The following is a 24,498-nucleotide window of genomic DNA, read 5'->3' as shown; positions in this document are numbered from 1 at the left end:
CGTGGGTGAAATGGAAACTCTCAGCTACTCCTCCGGGGTGTCGTCCATACCGATGCTGGGCGACACCATCGGTGCCGACCTCGATCGAACCGCTGCCCGCCACGCCGGCCGCGACGCTCTCGTGGACGTCGCCACGAACCGGAGGTGGACGTACTCCGAGTTCCTGGCCGACGTCGAGATCTTGGCTGCCGGCCTGCTGGTCAAAGGCGTCGTGAAGGGCGACCGGGTCGGGATATGGGCACCGAACTGCCCCGAATGGGTGCTCGCGCAGTATGCAACCGCCAAGATCGGTGCGATTCTCGTCAACATCAACCCGGCCTACCGGACGCACGAACTGCAATTCGTACTGAAGCAGGCAGGGGTGTCGCTTCTACTGTCTGCGCCCGAATTCAAGGGCGCGGACTACGCGGCGATGATCGAGGAAGCGCGGACGGACTGCCCCGATCTACGCGAGGCCGTCTTCGTCGGCAGTTTCCCGTGGGAATTGATGACCGATCGCGGGCACAGGGCGCTCGCGGAGAACCCGTCGCTCGTGGCCGATGCGCAGAAGCTGTTGAGCGCCGACGATCCGATCAACATTCAGTACACGTCGGGCACAACGGGTTTCCCGAAGGGTGCGACGCTCAGTCACCACAACATCTTGAACAACGGATTCTTCGTCGGCGAACTGTGCCACTACACCGAGGTCGATCGCGTGTGCATTCCCGTGCCGTTCTACCACTGCTTCGGGATGGTGATGGGCAATCTTGCGTGTACGAGTCACGGTGCGGCCATGGTCATTCCGGGCCAGGCGTTCGATCCGGCAGCGGCGTTGAAGGCCGTCGCTCAGGAGAAATGCACGTCGCTGTACGGGGTACCGACGATGTTCATCGCAGAACTCGCTCTGCCCGAGTTCGATTCGTACGATCTGTCGTCGCTGCGGACGGGCATCATGGCGGGCTCGCCGTGCCCGACCGAAGTCATGAAGCAGGTCATCGAACGAATGGGCATGGCCGAGGTGTCGATCTGCTACGGCATGACCGAGACGTCGCCGGTGTCCTTGCAGACCCGCAGCGACGACACCATCGACCAGCGCGTGTCGACGGTCGGAGCCGTCGGACCGCACCTCGAGGTCAAGATCGTCGATCCCGTCGACGGGCTGACCGTGCCACGCGGCGAGGCAGGGGAGCTGTGCACCCGCGGTTACTCGGTGATGCTCGGCTACTGGGAGCAGCCGGAGAAGACCGCCGAGGCGATCGACGCGGCCGGATGGATGCACACCGGCGACATCGGGATCATGGATTCGGACGGCTACGTATCGATCACCGGCCGCATCAAGGACATGGTGATTCGCGGCGGGGAGAACATCTACCCCAGGGAGATCGAAGAGTTCCTGTACACCCACCCCGACATCCTCGACGCCCAGGTGATCGGGGTTCCCGACGCCAAGTACGGCGAAGAACTCATGGTGTGGATTCGGATGCGCGAGGGTGCGGAACCGTTGGACGCCTCGGGGATTCGAGCCTTCAGCGAGGGGAAGCTCGCGCACTACAAGATTCCGCGGTACGTCCACGTCGTCGACGAATTCCCGATGACCGTCACCGGGAAGGTCCGAAAGGTCGAGATGCGGGAGAGGTCGCTGGATTTGCTGAGTTGAGATTTCCGCCGACTCGAGATTCTCACGGCGGATCGGGATCCTCCGTCGATGCATCGGCTGAGAATCTCGATTCGGCGTGAAGATTTGCGGGCCGGGTCGAATTTGCTCGAGGGATACTGGGCGCATGACCGAACCGCAGTGGACGCCGTCGTCGGAGGACATCGAGCGCGCACGGATCACCGACTTCCAGCGCGTCGTCTCGGAGCGTCACGGGGTCGACACCGCCGACTATCGCGAACTCTGGGAGTGGTCGACGCAGAACGTCGAGCAGTTCTGGCGCACGGTGTGGGACTACTTCGACATCCAGTCGGACACCGAGCCGACCGAGGTGCTCGCGAGTTCGAGTATGCCCGGAGCGCCGTGGTTTCCAGGTGTGCAGCTGAACTACGTCGACCAGGTGCGACGGCACTCCGACAGCGACCGTACGGCGATCGTCCATGCACGGGAGGACGGCTCGCGCGCCGAGCTGTCGTGGCGAGAACTCGCCCGGCAGACGGCCGCGGTCGCTCGAACACTGCGTGAGGCAGGCGTCGAGCCCGGGGATCGGGTCGTGGGGTACCTACCCAACATTCCCGAGGCCGTCGTCGCATTCCTCGCAAGCGCGAGTGTCGGCGTGGTGTGGTCGGCGTGCGGGCAGGACTATTCCGCGTCCGCAGCCCTCGACAGGCTGGGGCAGCTGGATCCGAAGGTGCTGATCGCCGCCGACGGCTACTCCTACGGCGGCAAGTACCACGACAAGCGTGACGATGTCGCGGTTCTCCGAGACGGATTGACGACGGTCGACACCGTGATTCGAGTCGGCGACGCGGTCGACGGCTCCCTCTCGTGGGAGGACGCGTCGGCCGGCGAGGGTGAGTGGACATCGGTGCCGGTCGCGTTCGATCATCCACTGTGGGTCGTGTTCTCGTCGGGGACGACGGGTCTGCCGAAGGGAATCGTCCACGGGCACGGGGGAGTGTTGCTCGAACACCTCAAAGCTGTTGCGCTGCACTCGGACATCGGATCCGACGACACGTTCTTCTGGTACACGAGCCCGAGTTGGATGATGTGGAACTTCCAGGTGGCAGGACTGCTCGTCGGCGCGACGATCGTGTGTGCCGACGGCAGCCCGGCGTACCCGACGCCAGATGCGCTGTGGGCGATCACTGCTCGGGAGAAGGTGACATTCCTGGGCACCAGTCCCGGCTACGTTCTGTCCTGCATCAAGGCAGAATCGCGCCCGTCGCGCGATCACGATCTGTCCGCATTGCGCGCGATCGGCATCACGGGGTCTGCGATGCCCGCGTCGTCGTCACTGTGGTTGTCCGACAACGTCGGTCGCGACGTGCCGGTGTTCTCGATCTCCGGCGGCACCGACGTCGTGTCGGCGTTCGCGGGTGGGGTCCGTACCGTGCCGGTGTGGCCGGGTGAGCTCTCGGCGCCGTTCCTCGGCGTCGCGCTGAAGGCCTTCGACGTCGACGGCCGGCCGGTGACCGACGAGGTCGGTGAGTTGGTCGTGACCGAGCCCATGCCGTCGATGCCCGTGCGATTCTGGAACGACGACGGATCGCGTTACCGCGAAGCGTATTTCGACGCGTACCCGGGGGTCTGGCGACACGGCGACTGGATCACACTGACCGCGCACGGCAGCATCGTCGTGCACGGTCGCTCGGATTCGACGCTGAACCGCAACGGCATTCGGATGGGTAGCGCCGACATCTACCAGGCCGTCGAAGAGCTGCCCGAGATCGTCGAATCACTCGTGCTCGGAGTCGAACGAGGCGACGGCGGGTACTGGATGCCGTTGTTCGTCGTACTCACCGACGGAACCGAGCTGGACGACGCGCTGCGGGCGCGCATCAACACGGCGATTCGTGAGCACGCGTCACCGAGGCACGTGCCCGACGAGATCATCGCCGCGCCCGGCGTCCCGCACACCAGGACCGGTAAGAAGCTCGAGGTGCCGATCAAGCGGCTGTTCCAGGGCGGCGACGCGTCGCGAACTCTGGACCGAACCGCCGTCGACGCACCGGATCTCGTGGATTGGTACGTCGAGCAAGGCCGCGACAAGCGCTAGCGGGTCCACTGTGCGAGGTATGCCTTCTCGTCTGCGGTGATCCGGCGCAGCGACTCCGAGCCGACGTCGACCATCGCCATCTGAGTGGTCGCGACGACGGCAGGCGGCGAACCCACAGGTGCGCCCGCGGCGCGGACCTCGTAGCCGATCGTGAAGTCGACCGACCGCACCTTCTCGAACCACAGTGTGATGTCGAGCGGGCTGTCCGAATGCCGCAGCGGCTTCTTGTACGAGATGTTCACGTTTGCGATCAACGCGCTCTTGATCAGACTCTCGTTGGCCTCACCTGCACTCAGGAGCCACTCGATGCGCGCTTCCTCCAGCAGAGTCACCATGCGCGCGTGGTTGATGTGGTGAAAGGCGTCCATGTCGGACCAGCGCACGGTGACCCGCGCGTGATAGCCGATCTCGTTGTCGTCGGTCACCGCTACACGTTCTCATGACTTCGGTGTTCTAGAGTCCGGGTGTGCTGATCAGAAATGTCGTCCTGGCGCCGGGCGGGCCGGCCGTCGACGTCCAGACGGTCGGCGGCCGCGTCGCCGAGGTGACCGCGACTGCCGCGTCGTCGCGTCCGATCGAAGGCGATGTGTTCGACGGCGGCGGCGCAGCACTGGTTCCGTCGTTCGTCGACAGTCATGTGCATCTGACACAGTGGGCGGCGTCGCTGACGCGCATCGACGTCTCCGGTGCCGACTCCGCCGTCGATCTGGTGGACATTCTCGCCCGTTCCAACGAGCGCCACGGCACGTCCATTCTCCGCGCGCAGGGATTCCGCGACGCGCTGTGGCCCGACGAGCCGCACAAAGAGGTGCTGCAGAACGCGCTGCCCGGTCGCCGTGCAGCGATCACCAGCATGGACCTGCACACGCTGTGGCTGAGCCCGGCCCTGTTGGCGGAGTTGCACATCGACCATCCGACGGGTGTGCTGCGCGACATCGACTGCATGGAAGGGCTGAACGCCCTCGAGCGCTTGGTCGACACGGACGAGGGCGATCGCGTAGCCCTGGCCGCCACGGACGAACTGGCCAGGCGCGGCATCACCGCCGTCACCGATTTCGAGTACGCCGACAACAGGACCGTCTGGTCGCGGCGCAGTGAGATCGCCCGCCCCGCAGTCGACGTGCAGTTCGCGGTGTGGGCCGAATGGTTGGGGCACGAACTGACCCTCGGCGCGCACACCGGCGACCCTGTTGCCGACGGGATCGCACTCGGTCCGCTCAAGGTCATGTTCGACGGTTCGCTCAACACCAGAACGGCGTGCTGTCACGACCCCTACCCGGGCGGCGAGGGGTCGGGACTGCTGTTGGAGACGCCCGAGGATCTCGTCACGCTGATGCGTCGGGCCGCGAGTGGCGGGATCGTGCCCGCGATCCATGCGATCGGTGATCGAGCGAACACACTGGCGCTCGACGCGTTCGCCGCGGTCGGGTGCGGTGGCCGCATCGAACATGCGCAGCAGGTGATGCCCGCCGACATCGCGCGATTCGCGGCGAACGGCGTGACCGCTTCGGTTCAACCGCAGCATGCGATGAGCGATCGCGAGGTCGCCGACGAACTCTGGAGCGGCCGTGCATCGATCGCCTACCCCTATCTGTCGTTGCACAAGTCGGGCGCGCACGTCGTCTTCGGATCCGACGCCCCGGTCAGCCCGCCTTCTCCGCTCGACGCGAGCGCCGACGCGGTGTGGCGTACCGACGACGAGCGTGCGCCGTGGCAGCCCCATGAGGCACTTCCGCTCGACGTGGCGTTGGCAGCGGCATCGGGTGGACGCGCATCGGTGGAGGTCGGAGCATCCGCCGATCTGGTGCTCCTGGCCGAGCACCCGGCTTCCCTCGGTAACCGAGACCTGCGTGCCGTCCCGATCGTGGCGACGGTCCGCGGCGGCGTCTGCACGTTCGACGGAAGGTCGCTGTGACCACTACACCGGGAAGCTGGCGCATCTACGAGGGGTCGACGCTGTCCGCACCGCTCGCGGCCGCGCTCGGCGCGTTCGTCGAGCAGGGTTATCACGGAACGTCGGTTCGGCAGATCGCCGGCCGCGCCGGGTTGTCCGTGCCGGGGCTCTATCACCACTACCCGTCGAAACAGGCGTTGCTCGTCGGGCTGATGACGGCCGCGATGGACGAACTCCTCGCGCGGTCGAAGCAGGCCGACGCCGAGGCGGGCTCGTCACCGTCGGCGCGGTTCGACGCCGTCGTCGAGTCGCTGTTGTTGTTCCACATGTATCGGAGCGACCAGGCGTTCATCGGGTCGACCGAGATCAGGAGCCTCGATCCGGAGAACCGGGCGCACTACGTGCAGCTTCGTGACGAGCAGCAGCGGCAACTCGACGGCATCGTGCTGGCAGGCATCGAGTCAGGAGAGTTCGACGCCGACCATCCGGCCGACGCGTCGCGAGCGGTGACGACGATGTGTGTCGGCGTCGCGGGCTGGTATCGGCCCGGCGGCCCGCTCTCGGCTCTCGAACTGACCGAGGTCTACCTGAACATCGCACGGCGAATTGTCGGTGGTGGGCGGTAGCCTCACGCCATGGACTCACCACCAGACCGTTCTCTGACCCCGGAGGTCCGCGAGTTCCTCGAGACGGGCACCAGAACCGGCAAGCTCGGCTGGGTGGCGCCCGACGGTAGGCCCCTGGTGGCTCCCGTCTGGTTCGTGGTCGACGACGATGTGGTCGTGTTCAACACCGGCAGTGGAACGGCCAAAGGAAAGGCCATCGCCAGGGACCCACGTGTCGTGTTGACTGTCGACCTCGAGGAGCCGCCGTACGGGTTCGTGCAGATCCAGGGTGTCGCCGAGACCTCCGAGGACCCGCAGGATCTGCTCGCCTCGGCAACGGCTATCGGCGGTCGCTACATGGGCCGGGACCGCGCCGAAGAGTTCGGTAGGCGCAACGGAGTCCCGGGTGAACTCGTCGTGCGGATCCGCGCAACGAAGGTCACCGCCGCGTTGAATGTCACCGCGTGAGCGTTCCGCGAGGTTCGATTCCGTCGTGTCCGGGAACACGATGACCTGTGCCACTTCCACAGCCCGTCGGTTTTGGATGACGGGGGAGTGTGCCCTGTAGATTGGTCCGGTGCTCAGCGAAGGATGTGGATTCTGAACCATCGTTTTAGTGACGTGTCACGAACCGCTGGCCCGGCATGGCCGGATGCCGAGTGTCGTACCCAGCGAAGGTGGGCAAAGTCCTCGGTCCTGTGTAACGGTGAAGGCTTGGCCGAGAGATGTACCGAGGGGTAACTTCGATCGGCTCCGTGCTGGTGCCAGTTTGTGTTCAAGATGCGTAGTTTCATTGTTTCGAGATCGATGTGTTCGGTGCCCAGAAGGAAAGTCGGTGCGTCCGACTTCTCGCTGGGGGCGTGTGAAAGTGGGAAGAGAGGATTCGATTGAACCCGCTAGGTTTGGGAGGATCGACCGATGGCGAATCCGAAGGGCTCGGGGCACACTCGTCGTTCCCTCTTTCTCCGGCACAGCTCGGAATGTGGTTCGCGCAACATGTCGATCCCTCCGTACCGGCCAACATCGCCCAGTACGTCGAGCTTCGCGGTGACCTCGATCTAGACCTTCTTCGTCGCTCGTCCGCTGCGGCTGCCCTCGAGATGCAGTCCGGCTACATCCGCATCGTCGAGGTCGACACCGAACCCCGTCAGTTCGTCGACCCGACCCTCGACGCGCCGCTGGGTTACGTCGACCTCCGCGAGGAGGACGATCCGGAGCGCGCCGCCCACGAGTGGATGCGGGCCGACTACAGCGCGCCGATCGACATCCTGCACGACCGTCTGATCGCGGCGACGGTCCTGCACCTGGACACCGACCGCTACTTCTGGTTCAACCGTGTCCACCACGTCGTGCTCGACGGGTTCGGCTCGGTCACGTTCATGAACCGCGTCGCCGAGCTCTACACGGCCGAGGTCGAGAAGGTCGAACCGAAACCCAATCAGTCGTCGGACCTGAAGAAGGTCTACGAGATCGACGCCGCGTACCGGGACTCCTCTCGCTTCGAGACCGACCGCCGGTACTGGGCCGATCGCATCGCGGGCATCGAGGAGGCAACCAGCATCGCCGGTCGCACAGCGCCTCCGGCTGCGATCAGCCAGATCGACACCGCGGCGCTCGGCGACAACACGGTCACCCGCTTCGAGGAACTGACGGCGGCGACCGAATCCACGATGGCCACCGTCGTCATCGCGGCGTTCGCCAGCTACCTCGCCCACATGACCGGCCGCGAGGACGTCGTACTGAGCCTTCCGGTCACCGCGCGCACCACAGCGGTCCTCCGCCGCTCCGGCGGCATGGTGTCCAACGTCGTACCGCTGCGCTTGACGGTGGCGCGGGACACCTCTGTCGAAGAGCTCTTGACCAAGGTCACAACCGAGGTGTCCGGAGCGCTTCGTCACCAGCGTTACCGCCACGAGGACATTCGGCGCGACGCAGGCGGGGCGAGCGGCCAGGCGTCGTTCTTCGGCCCGTGGGTCAACATCATGCTGTTCTTCACCGAGGTGCGCCTCGGGTCGATGGTGGGCGGCATCAACATTCTGTCCACCGGCCTGATCGAGGACTTCGGCCTCAACCTGTACCAGAGCGTCGGTGGACAGACGACGCACATCGACTTCGAGTCGAACCCGAACCTGTATTCGGCCGAGGAGTCCGCGCGTAACCACGAACGGTTCGTCGAGTTCCTCGACCGCTTCGTCGCGTCGGATCCATCGAGCCGCGTGTGGGACCTCGACGTCACCACGGGAGCCGAGAAGGCGCTCGTCGTCGACGCCTTCAATGCATCCGACCACCCGGTCGAGCAACGAACCCTGCTGTCGGACTTCCATGCTCGCGTCGACACGGATCCTGACGCCACCGCGCTGATCTACGAGCAGTCGTCGCTCACGTACGGCCAACTCGGTGCGCGCGTCAGCGCAGTGGCGCGCCGGCTCGTCGAGATGGGCGTCGGTCCGGAAACCCTTGTCGGACTGTCGATTCGACGGTCGCTCGACCTCGTCGTCGCGATGTACGCCATCGTGGAGGCCGGCGGCGCATGGGTTCCGATCGATCCGGACCACCCGGCCGAGCGCACCGCATACATCCTCGAGTCGGCGAATCCGCTGTGCGTACTGGTCACGTCGTACGACGAGGTGGACCTCCCGGCGGGTATCGACGTGCTCGAGGTCGACCGCCTGGACTACGACGCGCTCGACGCCACCCGAGTCACCGACGCGGACCGCCTCGGCCCGGTGCGGCTCGACAACGTCGCCTACGTCATCTACACGTCGGGTTCGACGGGTCGTCCCAAGGGCGTGGCCGTCACGCACGAGGCCATCGACAACCAATTGCAGTGGATGCGTTCCGAGTACGGTCTCGAGCCGTCGGACGTGTACCTGCAGAAGACGGCGACGACGTTCGACGTCTCGCTGTGGGGATTCTTCCTGCCGCTGCAGGTGGGCGCGTCGATGGTGCTCGCGACCCCCGACGGCCACCGCGACCCGATCTACGTCGCCGACAAGATCGCCGAACACGGCGTCACGATCACCGACTTCGTACCGTCGATGCTGACGGTGTTCGTCGCGAACGCGCCGATCGGCACCTGCGGATCGCTGCGCCACGTCTTCGTGATCGGTGAGGCTCTGCCTGCCGAGACCGCCGCGGCGTTCCGTGAACTGAGCCCGGCGGGCCTGCACAACCTGTACGGACCCACCGAGGCCGCGGTGTCGGTGACGTACTACGAAAGCGGAATTCAGGACGTACGCACGGTTCCGATCGGTGTGCCCGAATGGAACGTCAAGGCCTATGTTCTCGACGCATCACTGCGTCCGACTCCGATCGGTGAGCCGGGTGAGCTCTTCCTCGCGGGCGTGCAGCTCGCGCGCGGCTACGTCGGCCGACCGGACCTGAGCTCCGATCGTTTCGTCGCGAACCCGTTCTCGGAGAACGGTTCTCGCATGTACCGCACCGGCGACCTCGTGAAGTGGCGCGCCGACGGCAACATCGACTACATCGGCCGCACCGACTTCCAGGTCAAATTCCGCGGTCAGCGCATCGAACTCGGCGAGATCGAGACCGTGCTGCTCGCGCACGAGGACATCTCGCAGGCCGTGACGCTCGTCGTGCCGACGGCAACCGGTGACCAGCTGGTCGCCTACGTCGTCGCGGCGCCGGGTCGAAACGTGGACCCCAGCGACGCAACGGAATTCGCGTCGCATGCACTGCCGTCGTACATGGTTCCGGCGTCCGTCATGGTTCTGGAGTCGTTGCCGCTCAACACGAGCGGCAAGCTCGACCGCAAGGCTCTGCCCGAGCCCGTGTTCGCCAGCGCGAAGGAGTACCGCGCACCGCAGAGCCACGTCGAATACGTCGTCGCAGGCGTGTTCGAGGACGTGCTCGGGGCCACCCGTGTCGGTCTCGACGAGGACTTCTTCGAACTCGGCGGAAACTCGCTCATCGCAACGCAACTGGTCACACGCGTCGGCACCGCACTCGGCATTCGGATCGGTGTACGCGAACTGTTCGAGGCGCCGACGGTGGGCGCTCTGGCTGCCCGGGCCGAGTCGGCGATGGAGCAGGGCACGAGCGGTCCCGAGCTGGTGGCCGGCCCGAGGCCCGACCTCGTACCGCTGTCGCTCGCGCAGCAGCGTATGTGGTTCCTCAACCGGTTCGATCCGGACACCGCGGCGTACAACCTGCCGTTCATGGTCCGGTTGACCGGTCGGGTCGACGAGAAGGCGTTGTCCACGGCCTTCGCCGACGTCGTCACGCGGCACGAGACGCTGCGAACCGTGTATCCGCTCGTCGACGATTCGCCTCAGCAGGTCGTTCTGCGCACCGAGGACGCGTTCACCGGTCTCAGCGCGACGCGGGTCGACGAGTCCGAGCTGACGTCGAAGCTGATCGATCTGGCACGGGAGAGCTTCGACGTCTCGATCGAGGTTCCGTTCCGCATCGCGCTGTTCCAGCTGGCCGAGGACTCGTTCGTGCTCGCGATGGTTCTGCACCACATCGCCGCCGACGGTTCGTCGTTCTCACCCCTCGCGCGCGACATCATGGTCGCCTACGAGGCGCGCACCAACGGTCGCGTTCCCGGGTGGGCTCCGCTGCCGGTCCAGTACGCGGATTACGCACTGTGGCAGCGCGCGATGCTGGGGTCGGAGAGCGATGTCGCATCGCTGTCGGCGCAGCAGATCGAGTTCTGGGTTCGCACCCTCGACGAGCTTCCCGATCAGCTCGATCTTCCGTCGGACCGGCCGCGGCCCGCGGTGGCCACGAACGCCGGCGCGAAGAGCCGGTTCGTCGTCGACGCTCGCATCCATCAGGGCCTGGCGGAAGTGGCTCGGACGCATCAGGCGTCACTGTTCATGGTCGTCCAAGCGGCGTACGCCGTGCTGTTGTCACGCCTGTCCGGCACGACCGACATCGCGATCGGAGCACCGATCGCGGGCCGAGCGCACGAGAAGCTCGACGACATCATCGGCATGTTCGTCAACACGCTCGTGCTGCGCGCACACGTCGAGCCGAATGCGTCGTTCGACGAACTGCTCGACCAGGTGCGCAACACCAACCTGTCGGCCTTCGCACACGCCGACATTCCTTTCGAGCGTCTCGTCGAGGTCCTCAACCCGGCCCGGTCGCGGGCGCGTCACCCGCTGTTCCAGGTGGCTCTGTCGCTCGACGCCGCGCGCCAGAACGACATCGGCTTCGCCGGATTGCGCGCGTCCGCATCGGAACTCGACGTTCCGATCGCGAAGTTCGACCTGCAGCTGTGGCTCACCGAGCATCAGGACGAATCCGGTAGGCCCGATCGCATCGAAGCGGTCTTCGAGTACGCCACCGACCTGTTCGACGCAGCGACCATCGAGGGATTCGCCGATCGGTTCCTGCGCATCCTCGACGCGATCGTCGCGGACGCGTCGGTGCCCGTGGGCGCCATGGACATCCTGGCCGCCGACGAACTCGACGCGCTCACCAGCGTGCACGGCGGCGAGGTTCCGTCGCACCGCACACTGCCCGAGTTCCTCGAGGCGGGAGTCGCCGCGAATCCCGACGGCGTCGCGGTGTACGCGTCGGGCGACGAGCTGACCTACCGTGAACTCGACGACATCACCGATCGCTACGCTCGGTACCTCATCGATCGTGGAATCGGCGCCGAAACGATTGTCGCACTGGCGTTTCCGCGCTCGATGGAGATGGTCGTGTCGATGTGGGCCGTCGCGAAGACGGGCGCAGCATGGGTGCCGGTCGACCCCGAGTATCCGGTCGACCGTGTCCGGCACATGCTTACCGATTCGGGTGCGGCCGTGGGTATCACGTCGTCCGAACGCATACACGAACTTCCCGACACGTGCGAGTGGTGGGCCGTCGACGATCCCGCGTTCGAGCGTGGCGTCGAGCAGTACACGAACGGAGCGGTCACCGACGCCGAGCGGATCGCTCCGCTCCACCTCGACAACCCGGCCTACGTGATCTACACGTCGGGTTCCACGGGCCTGCCCAAGGGTGTGGCCGTGACGCATCGAGGCCTGTCGGGTCTCGTCGACCAGTCGCGTGAGCTCTATCGGGTCACACCGGAATCGCGCTTCCTGCATGTCATTTCGCCGAGCTTCGACCCGTCGGTTCTCGAATGGGCGTTGACCGCTTCGGCCGGTGCAACACTCGTCGTCGCGCCGCCGTCGGTGATCGGTGGACCCGAACTGCACCGGTTGTTCGCCGACACCGGTGTCACGCACGCGATCATCACGCCCGCGGTTCTCGGCTCGATGGACCCGTCCGGTCTCGACAGCCTCGAGCTGCTGTCCGTCGGCGGTGAGGCGTCTGCACAGGATCTGGTGTCCAGGTGGGCACGTGGACGACGGTTCTTCAATGCGTACGGTCCGACGGAGACCACCATCGTCTCCACGCGCGGCGAGCTGTTCGCCGGCGAGCCCATCACGGTCGGTGGACCGGTCCCCGGCGTCTCGGCGCTGATTCTCGACGCGCGTCTGCAGCCGGTCCCGGTCGGTGTCGCAGGTGAGCTCTATCTTGCGGGCGACGCCGTCGCACGTGGGTACTACAAGCGTGCAGGTCTGACGTCGGACCGTTTCGTCGCTGACCCCTTCGGTCCTACAGGCACTCGTATGTATCGCACCGGCGACGTCGTGCGCTGGACGAAGGACTTCGCGATCGAGTACGTCGGTCGGTCGGACTTCCAGGTCAAGGTCCGCGGTTTCCGTATCGAACTCGGCGAGATCGACGCCGCCCTCGAAACGTTCCCCGCTGTGACGTTCGCAGCGACGCTCGGGCACGAATTGCAGTCGGGCCAAACGGCTCTCGTGTCCTACGTGCACGGCAGCGACGAGATCGACAAGGCCGAACTGCTCGAGCACGTCGGACGGATGTTGCCGAGCTACATGGTGCCGTCGGTCGTCATGGTGCTCGACGAGGTGCCCCTGACGCCGATCGGCAAGCTCGATCGGCGTGCGCTGCCCGAGCCCGAGGTCGGTATCAGCTTCCGCACGTTCCGCGCTCCGACGACTCCCATCGAGGAGACGGTCGCGACCGTGTTCAGCGACGTACTCGGTGCGCCCGTCGTCGGGCTGGACGACGACTTCTTCGAGCTCGGCGGTAACTCGCTCGTCGCCACCCAGGTGGTCGCGCGACTCGGTGCCGCACTCGACGCGCAGGTTCCGGTGCGCGCCATCTTCGAATCGCCGACCGTCGCCCAGCTCGCCGTTCGCGTCGAGCAGGAGGCAGGCCGGGGCGCTCGGGTGGCGCTCGCACGCGGTGAGCGACCGAGCCGCATTCCGCTGTCGTTGGCGCAGCAGCGTATGTGGTTCCTCAACCGTTTCGACACCGAGTCGGCCACGTACAACCTGCCGATCGCGCTGCGGTTGACGGGCGTTCTCGACGTGCCCGCGCTGCAGGTCGCGATCCTCGACGTCATCGACCGCCACGAGTCGCTGCGGACGCTGTTCCCGGATTCGGCGGACGGCCCGCACCAGGTGGTCCTCGACGCCGCCCAGATCGTGCCGAACCTGATGCCCATCGACACCACCGTCGCCGAATTGCAAAGGGCAATACGGCAGTTGGCGTCGACCGGGTTCGACGTGACGGCCGATGTGCCGTTGCGTGCCCGTCTGTTCGAGATCAGCCCGACCGAACACGTGCTCACCATGGTCGTGCACCACATCTCGGCCGACGGATGGTCGATGGGGCCGTTGGCCCGCGACGTCATGGTCGCCTACGCGGCGCGTACCGAGTGGGAGTCGCCCGCGTGGGCCCCGCTTCCGGTCCAGTACGCCGACTACACGCTGTGGCAACGTGCGACGCTCGGCTCCGAGGACGATCCGACGTCGCTGATCTCCGAGCAGGTCGACTACTGGAAGAGCACCCTCGACGGGCTTCCCGATCAGCTGGATCTGCCCACCGACCGTCCGCGTCCGGCGCGGCAGTCGTTCGGCGGCGGCACGGTCGACTTCGAGATCGAGCCACGCGTGCACCGCGGCTTGCTCGACGTCGGACGCGAACGCAACGCGTCGCTGTTCATGGTCGTTCACGCTGCACTCGCCGTGCTGCTGTCACGGTTGTCGGGCACCGAGGACATCGCCGTCGGAACCCCGGTCGCGGGACGTGGCGAGCAGGCGCTCGACGACGTCGTCGGCATGTTCGTCAACACGTTGGTGCTGCGCACCGAGGTCGACGGACACGAGTCGTTCAACGACCTGTTGGCCCACGCGCGCGAAGCCGCTCTCGGCGCGTTCGCGCACTCGGACATTCCGTTCGAGCGGCTCGTCGAGGTGCTGAACCCGTCCCGTTCGACGGCACGGCACCCGCTGTTCCAGGTCATGCTGTCGTTCGAGAATCTCGGCCCGACGCATCTCGACCTGCCTGCGCTCAGCATCGACAGCGTCGACCTCGATGCGGCCGTCGCCAAGTTCGATCTGCAGCTGACTCTCACCGAACGCCTGACTCCCAGCGGCCAGGCCGACGGATTGTCCGCCGAGTTCACCTTCGCCACAGACCTTTTCGATCAGGCGACGGTCTCGTCGTTCGCGGATCGATTCCTGTACGTGCTCGATGCCGTCATCGAGGACTCCGCGGTCCGGGTCGGCGACATCGAACTGTTCGACGCCGTCGAGCGTGGGCTGATTCTCAAGTCGTGGAACAACACCGCACATGCGCTGGATGCGGGTGCGACGGTGTTGGATGCGTTCGACGCGCAGGTGGCGGCACGTCCGGATGCGACGGCGGTGGTGTTCGAGGGGACGGTTCTGTCCTTCGCCGAGTTCGATGCGCGGGTGAATCGTCTTGCGCGTTACCTGATCTCGGAGGGAGTGGGTCCGGAGCGGACGGTCGCGGTGGCGATGCGTCGTTCGACCGAGATGCTGGTGGCGCTGTATGCGGTGTTGCGGTCGGGTGCGGCGTATGTTCCGGTGGATCCGGACCAGCCTGCGGAGCGCAACCAGTACATTCTCGGTACGGCCGGTGTGTCGGTGGTGTTGTCGACGTCGCGGGACGAGGTGGCGTTCGAACATGTTGCGGTGGATCGACTTCCGCTCGAGGGGTTCTCGGCCGGCGCGGTGAGCGACGTCGACCGTATGCAGCCGTTGCGTGCGTCGAATGCGGCGTATGTGCTGTTCACCTCGGGGTCGACGGGTCGGCCGAAGGGTGTGGCGGTGTCGCACGCGGCTGTGGTCAACCAGGTGTCGTGGCTGGTCGCCGAGTACGGTCTCGGCGTCGACGATGTGGTGTTGCAGAAGACTCCGTTCACGTTCGATGTGTCGGTGTGGGAATTGTTCGGTGCGCCCGCGTCGGGTGCCCGGTTGGTGATCGCGGAGCCCGATGGTCACCGCGACCCGCAGTACCTGGTGGCGGTCGTCGAATCCGAGGGCGTGACGGCGACGTCGTTCGTCCCGTCCGTGCTTTCGGAGTTTGTTTCGGCGATCGCGCCGGGCGGATGCAGCACACTGCGCGCGGTGCTGGTGGCCGGTGAAGCCCTGCCGGTGTCGGTGGTGGGGGCTGCCGCGGCAGCGCTACCCGGCGCAGGTATCCACAACCTGTACGGCCCGACCGAGTTCACGGTCCACGCGACGTCGCGGCCGGTGGCAGGCGTTGCGGGGTGGAACATCTCCGGCGTCTCGGTTCCGATGGGCTCGCCTGTCTGGAATTCCCGTGTCCTCGTTCTGGATTCGCGTCTGCGTCCCGTACCGATCGGTGTCGCGGGCGAGCTGTACCTGGCGGGCGAGCAGGTGGCACGCGGCTACTTCGGCCGCGCCGATCTGACCGCAGACCGCTTCGTGGCATCGATGTTCGACGACGGTGCGCGCATGTACCGCACCGGTGACCTCGTGCGATGGACCGCCGCCGGAGAGCTGGAATACCTGGGCCGCACCGACTTCCAGGTCAAGTTGCGTGGTCTGCGTATCGAGCTCGGCGAAATCGAATCGGCACTCGTGGCACAGGACTCGGTGTCGGCGGCCGTGGTGTTGGTTCGATCCGAGCAATTGGTCGCCTACGTCGTGCCCGCCGCGGGTGCGACGGTGGATTCCGGTGTTCTGCAGTCGGTCGTCGCACGCTCGCTTCCGTCGTACATGGTGCCGTCGGCGTTCGTGGTGCTCGACACGCTTCCGGTCGGTGCGTCGGGCAAGCTCGACCGAAACGCGCTGCCGGAACCGGTGTTCGAGGCCCGCGCCTTCCGTGCCCCCACGACTCTCGTCGAGGAGATCGTCGCCGGAGTGTTCGCCGACGTCCTCGGACTCGATCGCGTCGGTCTCGACGACGACTTCTTCGAACTGGGCGGTAACTCGCTCATCGCGACCCAGGTCGTCTCCCGCGTCGGCTCCGCGTTGAACGCGCGTGTGCCCGTGCGTGTGCTGTTCGAAGCATCGACGGTCGAAAGCCTTGCTGCGCGGGCGGAGTCGCACGTCGGTGGAGAAGGACGAGCGGCCCTCGTCGCCGGCCCGCGCCCGGACCACGTGCCGCTGTCGCTCGCGCAGCAGCGCATGTGGTTCCTCAACCGCTTCGACACCGAATCGGCGGTCAACAACCTGCCCGTCGCCATCAGGATGTCCGGTTCGCTGGACGTGTCGGCGCTGCAGGCCGCCGTCGGCGATGTGCTGGACCGGCACGAATCGTTGCGCACCGTGTACCCGGAGACGGACGGTGTTGCCGCACAGGTGATTCTGCCGACGGAGAAGGCCGTTCCGGTGTTGACGCCGGTGGCGATCGCCGAGGACGAGTTGATGCCGCGCATCGCGGCCATCGTGGCGACCGGGTTCGACGTCACCACCGAGGTGCCGCTGCATGCAGAGCTCTTCGAACTGTCGGCGACCGAGTACGTTCTCGTCTTCGTCGCGCACCACATCAGTGCGGACGGCTGGTCGATGGGACCGCTCACTCGCGACGTCATGCTCGCGTACGCAGCACGGACCGTCGGCGAGGCGCCGGGATGGTCGCCGCTGCCGATCCAGTACGCGGACTTCACGTTGTGGCAACGCTCGGTTCTCGGTGACGAGAACGATCCGGCGTCGTTGATCGCCGCACAGGCCGACTACTGGAAGACGGCTCTGTACGACCTTCCCGAAGAACTGGTGCTTCCGTTCGACCGTCCCCGGCCCGCGGTGCAGTCGTTCGACGGCGGCACGTCGCGGTTCTTCGTCGACGCCGAATTGCACCGCGAGCTCGTCGCATTGGCTCGGACGACCGGAACGACGCTGTTCATGGTCATGCATTCGGCGCTCGCGGTGTTGCTCGCGCGGTTGTCGGGCACGTCCGACATCGCCATCGGCACGCCCATCGCAGGCCGCGGCGAGGCCGAACTCGACGACGTCATCGGCATGTTCGTCAACACGCTGGTGTTGCGCTCCGATGTCGACGCGTCAAAGGGATTCGTCGATCTGCTGCAGGCCAACCGCGACACCGATCTGAAGGCATTCGGCCACGCGGACATCCCGTTCGAGCGCCTGGTCGAGATTCTCAACCCCGAGCGTTCGACGGCACGGCACCCGCTGTTCCAGGTAGCGCTGTCCTTTCAGAACTTCCCGGAGACCAGCTTCGAGCTGCCCGGGCTGAAGGTCAGCGCCGTCGACTTCGACATCGACGTGGCGAAGTTCGATCTGTCGCTGCTGCTGTCCGAGCACACCGATTCGACGGGGGCCAAGACCGGAATCTCCGCCGAATTCACTTACGCCGCATCGCTGTTCGACCACGACACCGTCGAGAAGTTCGCGCGTCGTTTCGTGCGCATCCTGCGCGGCGTCGTCGACACACCCGAGCGCCCGGTCGGTGACCTGACCATCCTCGAGGACGACGAGTACGAATGGCTGACGCACGTCCACGGTGACGACGTCACCCACGGTGGAACGCTGCCGGAGATCTTCACCCGCGGAGTCGAGATCAATCCGGACGGCGTCGCAGTACGCGTCGACGGCCGGTCCGTCACGTATCGCGAGTTGGATGCCGAATCCAGCCGCATCGCACGCGTTCTCATCGACCGTGGCGCGGGACCCGACTCGATCGTCGCGCTGTCCTTCCCGCGTTCGTACGAGATGGTTCTGTCGGTGTGGGCGGTCGCCAAGGCCGGTGCCGCCCACTTGCCGGTCGATCCGACGTACCCGGTGGGACGCGTCGAACACATGCTCGGTGACTCCGGTGCCCTGTTCGGCATCACGTCGAGCGAATTCTCGGCACACCTGCCGACTGCGACCGAGTGGATCGAGATCGACGATCCGGCGTTCGCCGATACCGTGGCCGAGCAGTCCGACGCGCCGATCACCGATGCCGACCGGCTCGCGCCGCTCGCGATCGACCACGCCGCGTACATGATCTACACGTCCGGATCCACCGGTCTACCGAAGGGCGTCGTCGTGACGCACAGCGGTCTCGGTGGTGTCCTCGACGCCGCGACCGATCTGTACCACCTGGACTCGGACTCCCGCTTCCTCCACATCTGTTCACCGAGCTTCGATCCGTCCGTACTGGAATGGATGGCGGCGTTCTCCGAGGGGGCGACGCTCGTCGTCGTGCCCGCGTCGATCATCGGTGGCGAGGACCTCGCAGACCTTCTGAAGACCGAGCAGGTCACGCACACCATCATCACGCCTGCCGTTCTGGGCACTGTCGACCCGACGGGAGTCGACAGCCTGAAGGTCGCGTCCGTCGGTGGCGACGTGACCACTCCCGATCTGCTGGCCCGGTGGGCGGTGGGACGCAAGTACTACAACGGGTACGGCCCGACCGAGACGACCATCATCTCGACGTTCGCCGAGTTGCGTCCCGGTATGCCGATCACCGTCGGCCGTCCGATTCACGGCATGTCGGCTCTGGTGCTCGACGCCCGGATGAACCCCGTTCCGGTGGGTGCCGCAGGTGAGCTCTATCTCGCGGGCGGCGCACTGGCCCGTGGTTACCACGAGCGCAGGGATCTGACGTCGACGCGCTTCGTCGCCAACCCGTACGGTGCCCCCGGCGCCCGCATGTACCGCACCGGAGACATCGTCCGTTGGACGTTCGGTTCCGACGCGGTGTTGGAGGACCCGGCAGCAGTCAACATCGAATTCGTCGGCCGCTCGGACTTCCAGATCAAGATCCGTGGCTTCCGCGTCGAACTCGGCGAGATCGACACCGCTCTCGTCCAGCACGACAGCGTGTCGTTCGCCGCCACCGTCGGACACGAACAGGCCAACGGCACGATGGCTCTGGTCGCCTATGTCCTGCCTGCTCGGGATGCGGTCGTCGACGTCGACGAGCTGTCGGCCTTCGTCGCACGCTCGCTGCCGGCACACATGGTGCCCGCCGCCATCGTCGTGCTCGACCAGGTTCCGCTGACTCCGGTCGGCAAGTTGGACCGCGCGGCGCTGCCCGCGCCGGTGTTCGAGCAGCAGGCGTTCCGTGCTGCGGGCAACGAGGTCGAGTGGATCATCGCCGAGGTGTTCGCCGACGTCCTCGGCGTCGAGCAGGTCAGCGTCGACGAGTCGTTCTTCGCACTCGGCGGAGACAGCATCGTCTCCATTCAGCTGGTGTCGCGAGCACGTGCGCGTGGCATCTCGTTCACTCCGCGCGATGTGTTCGAGCGGCGCTCGGTGGCCGGGTTGGCCGAGGTGGCAACAGTTCTCGGCGACGCAGAAGAGCGTGAAGTCGTTGCCGAACTTCCCGGCGGCGGCGTCGGACTGCTCGCTCTGACGCCGATCATGCACTCGATCGTCGACGGTCCTGGCGGATTCTCCCGTTTCGCGCAGTCGGTCGCGGTGACGCTGCCGACCGGCATCGAACGCGAGTTGCTCGAGCGGTCCATCACTGCGGTGGTCGACCACCACGACGTCCTGCGTGCAGTCCTCGAACGTGCCGAAGGCGGAGAGTGGACGTTCCACACCCGTGAACCCGGCACCTGCGACGTCGACGGGATGATCACCCGCGTCGAGCTGGACGCGTCGATCTCGGACGACGACCTTCTCGCGCGCGCCGAGCACGAACTCGACGCCGCGAAGGACCGGCTCGATCCCGAGTCGGGATGCATGCTCGAGTTCGTCTGGTTCGACTTCGTGTCGGATGTCGACGAGACCCCACGACCCGGCATTCTGCTCATCGTCGCTCACCACTTCGTCGTCGACGGCGTCTCCTGGCGAATCCTGTTGCCGGACCTGGCCATTGCGTGGGGCCAGGCAGCTGCCGATCAGAACGTCGCGCTGGCACCGGTCGGCACGTCGATGCGTCGGTGGGCGCACGGCCTGGTCGACGCGGCACACGACAGTGCGCGCGAAGCCGAAGTCACGTGGTGGACCGAAGTTCTCGCCGGTTCGGATCCGATGCTCGGAAGTCGTCGATTCGATCCGACTGTCGACACGCTGTCGACGACCGATCGAGTCGACGTCGAACTGTCGGAGACGGTCACCGAAGCAACTCTCACGACGGTGCCCGCCCGATTCAACGGCGGTGTCAACGACGGCCTCCTCGCAGCACTCGTCCTGGCGCTGACCGAGTTCCGCGCACGTCGCGGCGTCGAATTGCCCGAAGCGCTCGTCAAGCTCGAAGGGCACGGACGCGAAGAATCGATCGTGCCCGGTGCAGACCTGTCTCGAACGGTCGGCTGGTTCACCAGTGCGTACCCCGTTCGCTTCGACGTCCGCGGGATCGACGTCGCGGCTGCGCTCGCCGCAGGCCCGTCGATGGGTGCCGTCGTCAAGGCAGTCAAGGAGCAGTTGCTCGCGGTCCCCGACAAGGGAATGGGCTACGGCCTTCTGCGCTACATCAACGGCGAGACGTCCCACGTCCTCGAATCTGCCTCTGCCGCACCGCAGGTCAGCTTCAACTACCTCGGTCGGGTCAGCACGGAGGGCATCTCCGAGGAGCTCACCGGTGGTGCGTGGTTGCCGAACCGCCTGCTCGCGGACGTCGGTGCACCCGGCGACCCGGATATGCCTGCCAACGCGACGATCGACATCAACTCGGCCGTCGTCGACACTGCAGACGGTCCGCGCCTCACCGCGAGCTTCACGTACCCGCAGGGTGTGCTGTCGCGCTCGGACGTCGAGGAATTCGCGGCATTGTGGTCCGACGCTCTCGGCGCGTTGGCCGAACACGTGGCAGGTCCGGATGCAGGCGGCCTGACGCCCTCGGACATCTCGCTGGTGCCGGTGTCGCAGCGCGACATCGACGTCTGGGAGTCCGGCTTCGCAGGCGTCTCCGACATCTGGTCGCTGGCACCGCTGCAGTCCGGACTGTTGTTCCACGCACTCATCGCGACCCAGTCGCTCGACGTCTACACGATGCGGGTGTTGCTGGAGCTGACCGGCGACGTGGATGCGGACCGGCTTCGCGGCGCGTCGCAAGCACTGCTCGACAGGTACCCGAACCTTCGGACCGCGTTCGTTCAGAATGCAGACGGCACGTCCGTCCAACTCGTCCTCGACTCGGTCACGGTGCCGTGGCGTGAGCTGGATCTGAGCGATCGCCCCGCCGACGCGCGAGAGGCCGAATTCGAGGCCGTTCGTGCCCGCGACAAGGCGGAGCACTTCGAGCTGACGTCGGCGCCGCTGATGCGCTTCACGCTCGTGAAGATGGCCGAGGGCGATTACCGCTTCCTCGTGTCCAGCCACCACCTGCTGCTCGACGGCTGGTCCTCGCCGCTGCTGATGCGAGACCTGTTGGCGCTGTACGCACTTCGGGGTGACGCGTCGGCGCTCCCGCGGGTGCGCTCGTACCGCAACTTCCTGGCCTGGGTGGCAGAGCAGGACGCGTCGGTATCGCGGCAGAAGTGGGCCGAGACGCTCGACGGCGTCGAAGAACCCACGATGCTGTCGTCCGTCGACCAGAACCGTGCGGTGTCCGCGGACGCCGACGAGCTTTCCCTCGATCTGAGCCCGTCGTTGTCGTCGGCACTGCAATCCTCGGCCGCACGTCTCGGCGTCACGCTGAACACGATGGTGCAGGCAGCGTGGGGCATCCTGCTCGGACGCACCCTCGGCAGCGACGACGTCGTCTTCGGTGCAACGGTGTCGGGCCGCCCGGCAGGACTTGCCGGTGTCGAGTCGATGGTCGGGTTGTTCATCAACACCCTGCCGATCCGCGTTCGCGTCGACGGGCACGAATCCGTCGAGTCGTTGCTGACCAGACTTCAGGGTGAGCAGGCGGATCTCCTCGATCACCATTACGTGAGCCTGGGCGAGATTCAGCGTGACGCGAAGATCGGTGCGCTGTTCGACACGCTCACGGTCTTCGAGTCGTACCCGGTCGACGAAGCCGGACTCGCGGAGCAGGCGAAGAACATCGACGGCATGTCCGTCGCAGGGGTGGCTCTCGAGGACGCCACGCACTACCCGCTGACGCTGCTCATCGCCGTCGAAAGCCAGGTGCACCTGAAGCTGAAGTACCTCACCGATGTGTTCGGCGCAGCCGACGTGGCATCGATGATGGGCAAGCTGGAGCGCATCTTCCAGGCCATCGCAGCCGATCAGGCTCAGCCCGTCGGCGACATCGATCTGATCGACGATGCCGAGCGGGTGTTGTTGGCCGGGGTGAACGACACTGCACGCGTGGTGGATTCGGCGGCGACGTTGGTGTCGTTGTTCGATGCGCAGGTCGCGGCGTCGCCGGATGCGGTGGCGTTGGTGTTCGAGGGTGAGTCGCTGTCGTACGCGGAGTTCGATGCTCGGGCGAATCGTGTTGCGAGATACTTGATTTCGCGGGGTGTGGGTCCGGAGTCGTTGGTGGCTGTGGCGATGCGTCGGTCGTTGGATTTGATGGTCGGTTTGTATGGCGTGATCAAGGCCGGTGCGGGGTATGTGCCGGTGGATCCGGATCAGCCTGGCGAGCGGGTGGCCTACATTCTGGAGACGGCGCAGGTGACGGTGGCGTTGTCGACGTCGCGGGATGGCTTCGCCGCTGATGGTGTGGATGTCGTTCTCGTGGACAAGGTCGAGCTGGGCGGGTTCTCCGATGAGCCTGTGTCGGATGCGGATCGGGTCCGGCCTCTGCGCCCTGAGCATGTGGCGTATGTGTTGTTCACTTCGGGGTCGACGGGTCGGCCGAAGGGTGTGGCGATCAGCCATGCGGCGATCGTGAATCGTCTGGTGTGGATGCAGGCGGAGTACGCGCTGACCGATTCCGATGTCGTTGTGCAGAAGACGCCGGTGACGTTCGATGTGTCGGTGTGGGAGTTGTTCTGGCCGTTGCAGGTCGGTGCTCGGTTGGTGGTGGCGCGGCCGGATGGTCATCGGGATCCGGTGTATTTGGCGTCGTTGATGCGGGATGAGCGGGTGTCGGTGGCGCATTTCGTGCCGTCGATGTTGGCGGTGTTCGCGGGGGAGCCGTCGGCAGCGGAGGCGTCGGGTGTGCGGTGGGTGTTCGCCTCTGGTGAGGCGTTGCCGGTGGCGACGGCGCGGTCGTTCGCGGGGGTGTTGCCGTCGGCGCGGTTGGTGAATTTGTATGGTCCGACCGAGGCTGCGGTGGATGTGACGTTCCACGAGTACACCTCGGATGATGTTGCTGTTGTGCCGATCGGGCGGCCGGTGTTCAACACGCGGGTTCATGTGCTCGATGGCCGGCTGCGTGCGGTGTCGGTGGGCATGGTGGGTGAGTTGTATCTGGCGGGTGTGCAGTTGGCGCGCGGGTATTACGGTCGTCCGGATTTGTCGGCGGATCGGTTCGTGGCGGATCCGTTCGATGTGGGTGGTCGGTTGTATCGGACCGGGGACTTGGTGCGCTGGACTGCGTCGGGTGAACTCGAGTACATCGGTCGTAGTGATTTTCAGGTGAAGTTGCGTGGTCTGCGTATCGAGTTGGGGGAGATCGAGTCGGCGTTGTTGGTCGACGATTCGGTCGCGCAGGCCGTCGTCCAGGTCCGACAGGATCAGCTGGTCGCCTACGTCGTGCCGACGTCGGGCGTCACCGTCGACGTGCCCTCGTTGTTGCAGTCGGTCGGTGCACTGGTGCCCGAATACATGGTGCCGGCGTTCGTGCTCGTGCTCGACGAGTTGCCGCTCGGACCGTCGGGCAAGCTCGACCGAAAGGCATTGCCGGACCCGGTCTTCGAGAGCACCGCAGAATTCCGCGACGCCGAGACGGATGTCGAGCGTGTCCTCAGCGATGTGTTCGCCGAGGTTCTCGGACTCGACCGCGTGGGCATCGATGATTCGTTCTTTGCGCTCGGTGGCGACAGCATCGTCTCGATCCAGCTCGTCGCACGCGCCCGCGCCAGGGGAGTGGTCATCGCTCCTCGGGATGTGTTCGAGCAGAAGACCGTTGCCGGTTTGGCTTCGGTCGCGACGTCGGACGACGTCGTCGGCAAGGCCGTTCTGGAGGAGCTCGACGGCGGTGGCGTCGGCTCGATGCCGTTGATGCCGTTCGCGCAGTT

The 24,498-nt window shown here is 65.9% G+C and carries 7 protein-coding genes (1 of these 7 running past the window's edge); 6 read left to right on the top strand and 1 reads right to left on the bottom strand.

Annotated features, from left to right (window positions below):
- The first annotated feature begins 10 nt into the window (after positions 1 to 10).
- The gene (locus RhoFasB10_RS00290; protein ID WP_167674618.1) at positions 11 to 1,636 is read left to right on the top strand and encodes an AMP-binding protein; all 1,626 of its coding nucleotides are present in this window, start codon (positions 11 to 13) and stop codon (positions 1,634 to 1,636) included.
- A 124-nt stretch (positions 1,637 to 1,760) separates the two neighbouring features.
- Positions 1,761 to 3,692 (top strand): acetoacetate--CoA ligase, encoded by a 1,932-nt coding sequence (locus RhoFasB10_RS00285; RefSeq protein WP_167674616.1) that lies wholly within the window; start codon positions 1,761 to 1,763, stop codon positions 3,690 to 3,692.
- Here RhoFasB10_RS00285 and RhoFasB10_RS00280 read toward each other — a convergent pair.
- Positions 3,689 to 4,117 carry a thioesterase family protein gene (locus tag RhoFasB10_RS00280; RefSeq protein WP_346764324.1) on the bottom strand — a complete coding sequence of 143 codons (429 nt, stop codon included), beginning with the start codon at positions 4,115 to 4,117 and terminating at the stop codon, positions 3,689 to 3,691. The two genes, RhoFasB10_RS00285 and RhoFasB10_RS00280, sit on opposite strands and share 4 nt — an antisense overlap.
- A 41-nt stretch (positions 4,118 to 4,158) precedes the next feature.
- Between RhoFasB10_RS00280 and RhoFasB10_RS00275 the strand changes: the two genes are divergently transcribed.
- The 4 genes from RhoFasB10_RS00275 to RhoFasB10_RS00260 all read left to right on the top strand — a co-directional run.
- Entirely contained in the window at positions 4,159 to 5,607 is a 1,449-nt protein-coding gene (locus RhoFasB10_RS00275; protein WP_167674615.1) for an amidohydrolase family protein, read from the top strand.
- Complete coding sequence (locus RhoFasB10_RS00270; RefSeq protein WP_114329757.1) at positions 5,604 to 6,212, top strand: TetR/AcrR family transcriptional regulator; 609 nt, start codon at positions 5,604 to 5,606, stop codon at positions 6,210 to 6,212. Before RhoFasB10_RS00275 ends, RhoFasB10_RS00270 begins: the two co-directional genes overlap by 4 nt.
- 9 nt (positions 6,213 to 6,221) lie before the next feature.
- Positions 6,222 to 6,659 carry a PPOX class F420-dependent oxidoreductase gene (locus RhoFasB10_RS00265; protein WP_068432343.1) on the top strand — a complete coding sequence of 146 codons (438 nt, stop codon included), beginning with the start codon at positions 6,222 to 6,224 and terminating at the stop codon, positions 6,657 to 6,659.
- A 419-nt stretch (positions 6,660 to 7,078) separates the two neighbouring features.
- Positions 7,079 to 24,498 carry the 5' portion of a non-ribosomal peptide synthase/polyketide synthase gene (locus RhoFasB10_RS00260; RefSeq protein ID WP_167674613.1) on the top strand. The gene runs 12,745 nt beyond the window's last position, so 17,420 of the gene's 30,165 nt are visible here — the first part of the coding sequence; it begins with the start codon at positions 7,079 to 7,081; its stop codon lies beyond the right edge, outside the window.

This window comes from Rhodococcus sp. B10, from assembly GCF_011770055.1.
In the GTDB taxonomy this organism is placed as follows: Bacteria; Actinomycetota; Actinomycetes; order Mycobacteriales; family Mycobacteriaceae; genus Rhodococcoides; species Rhodococcoides kyotonensis_B.
The sequence above is the reverse complement of the archived record's forward strand: the minus strand, read 5'-3'. Positions and strand labels throughout refer to the sequence as shown.

Bases quoted from the DNA above. Each gene is read 5' to 3' on its own strand.
- RhoFasB10_RS00290 (WP_167674618.1), top strand. From the start codon at position 11: ATGGAAACTCTCAGCTACTCCTCCGGGGTGTCGTCCATACCGATGCTG.
- RhoFasB10_RS00285 (WP_167674616.1), top strand. From the start codon at position 1,761: ATGACCGAACCGCAGTGGACGCCGTCGTCGGAGGACATCGAGCGCGCA.
- RhoFasB10_RS00265 (WP_068432343.1), top strand. From the start codon at position 6,222: ATGGACTCACCACCAGACCGTTCTCTGACCCCGGAGGTCCGCGAGTTC.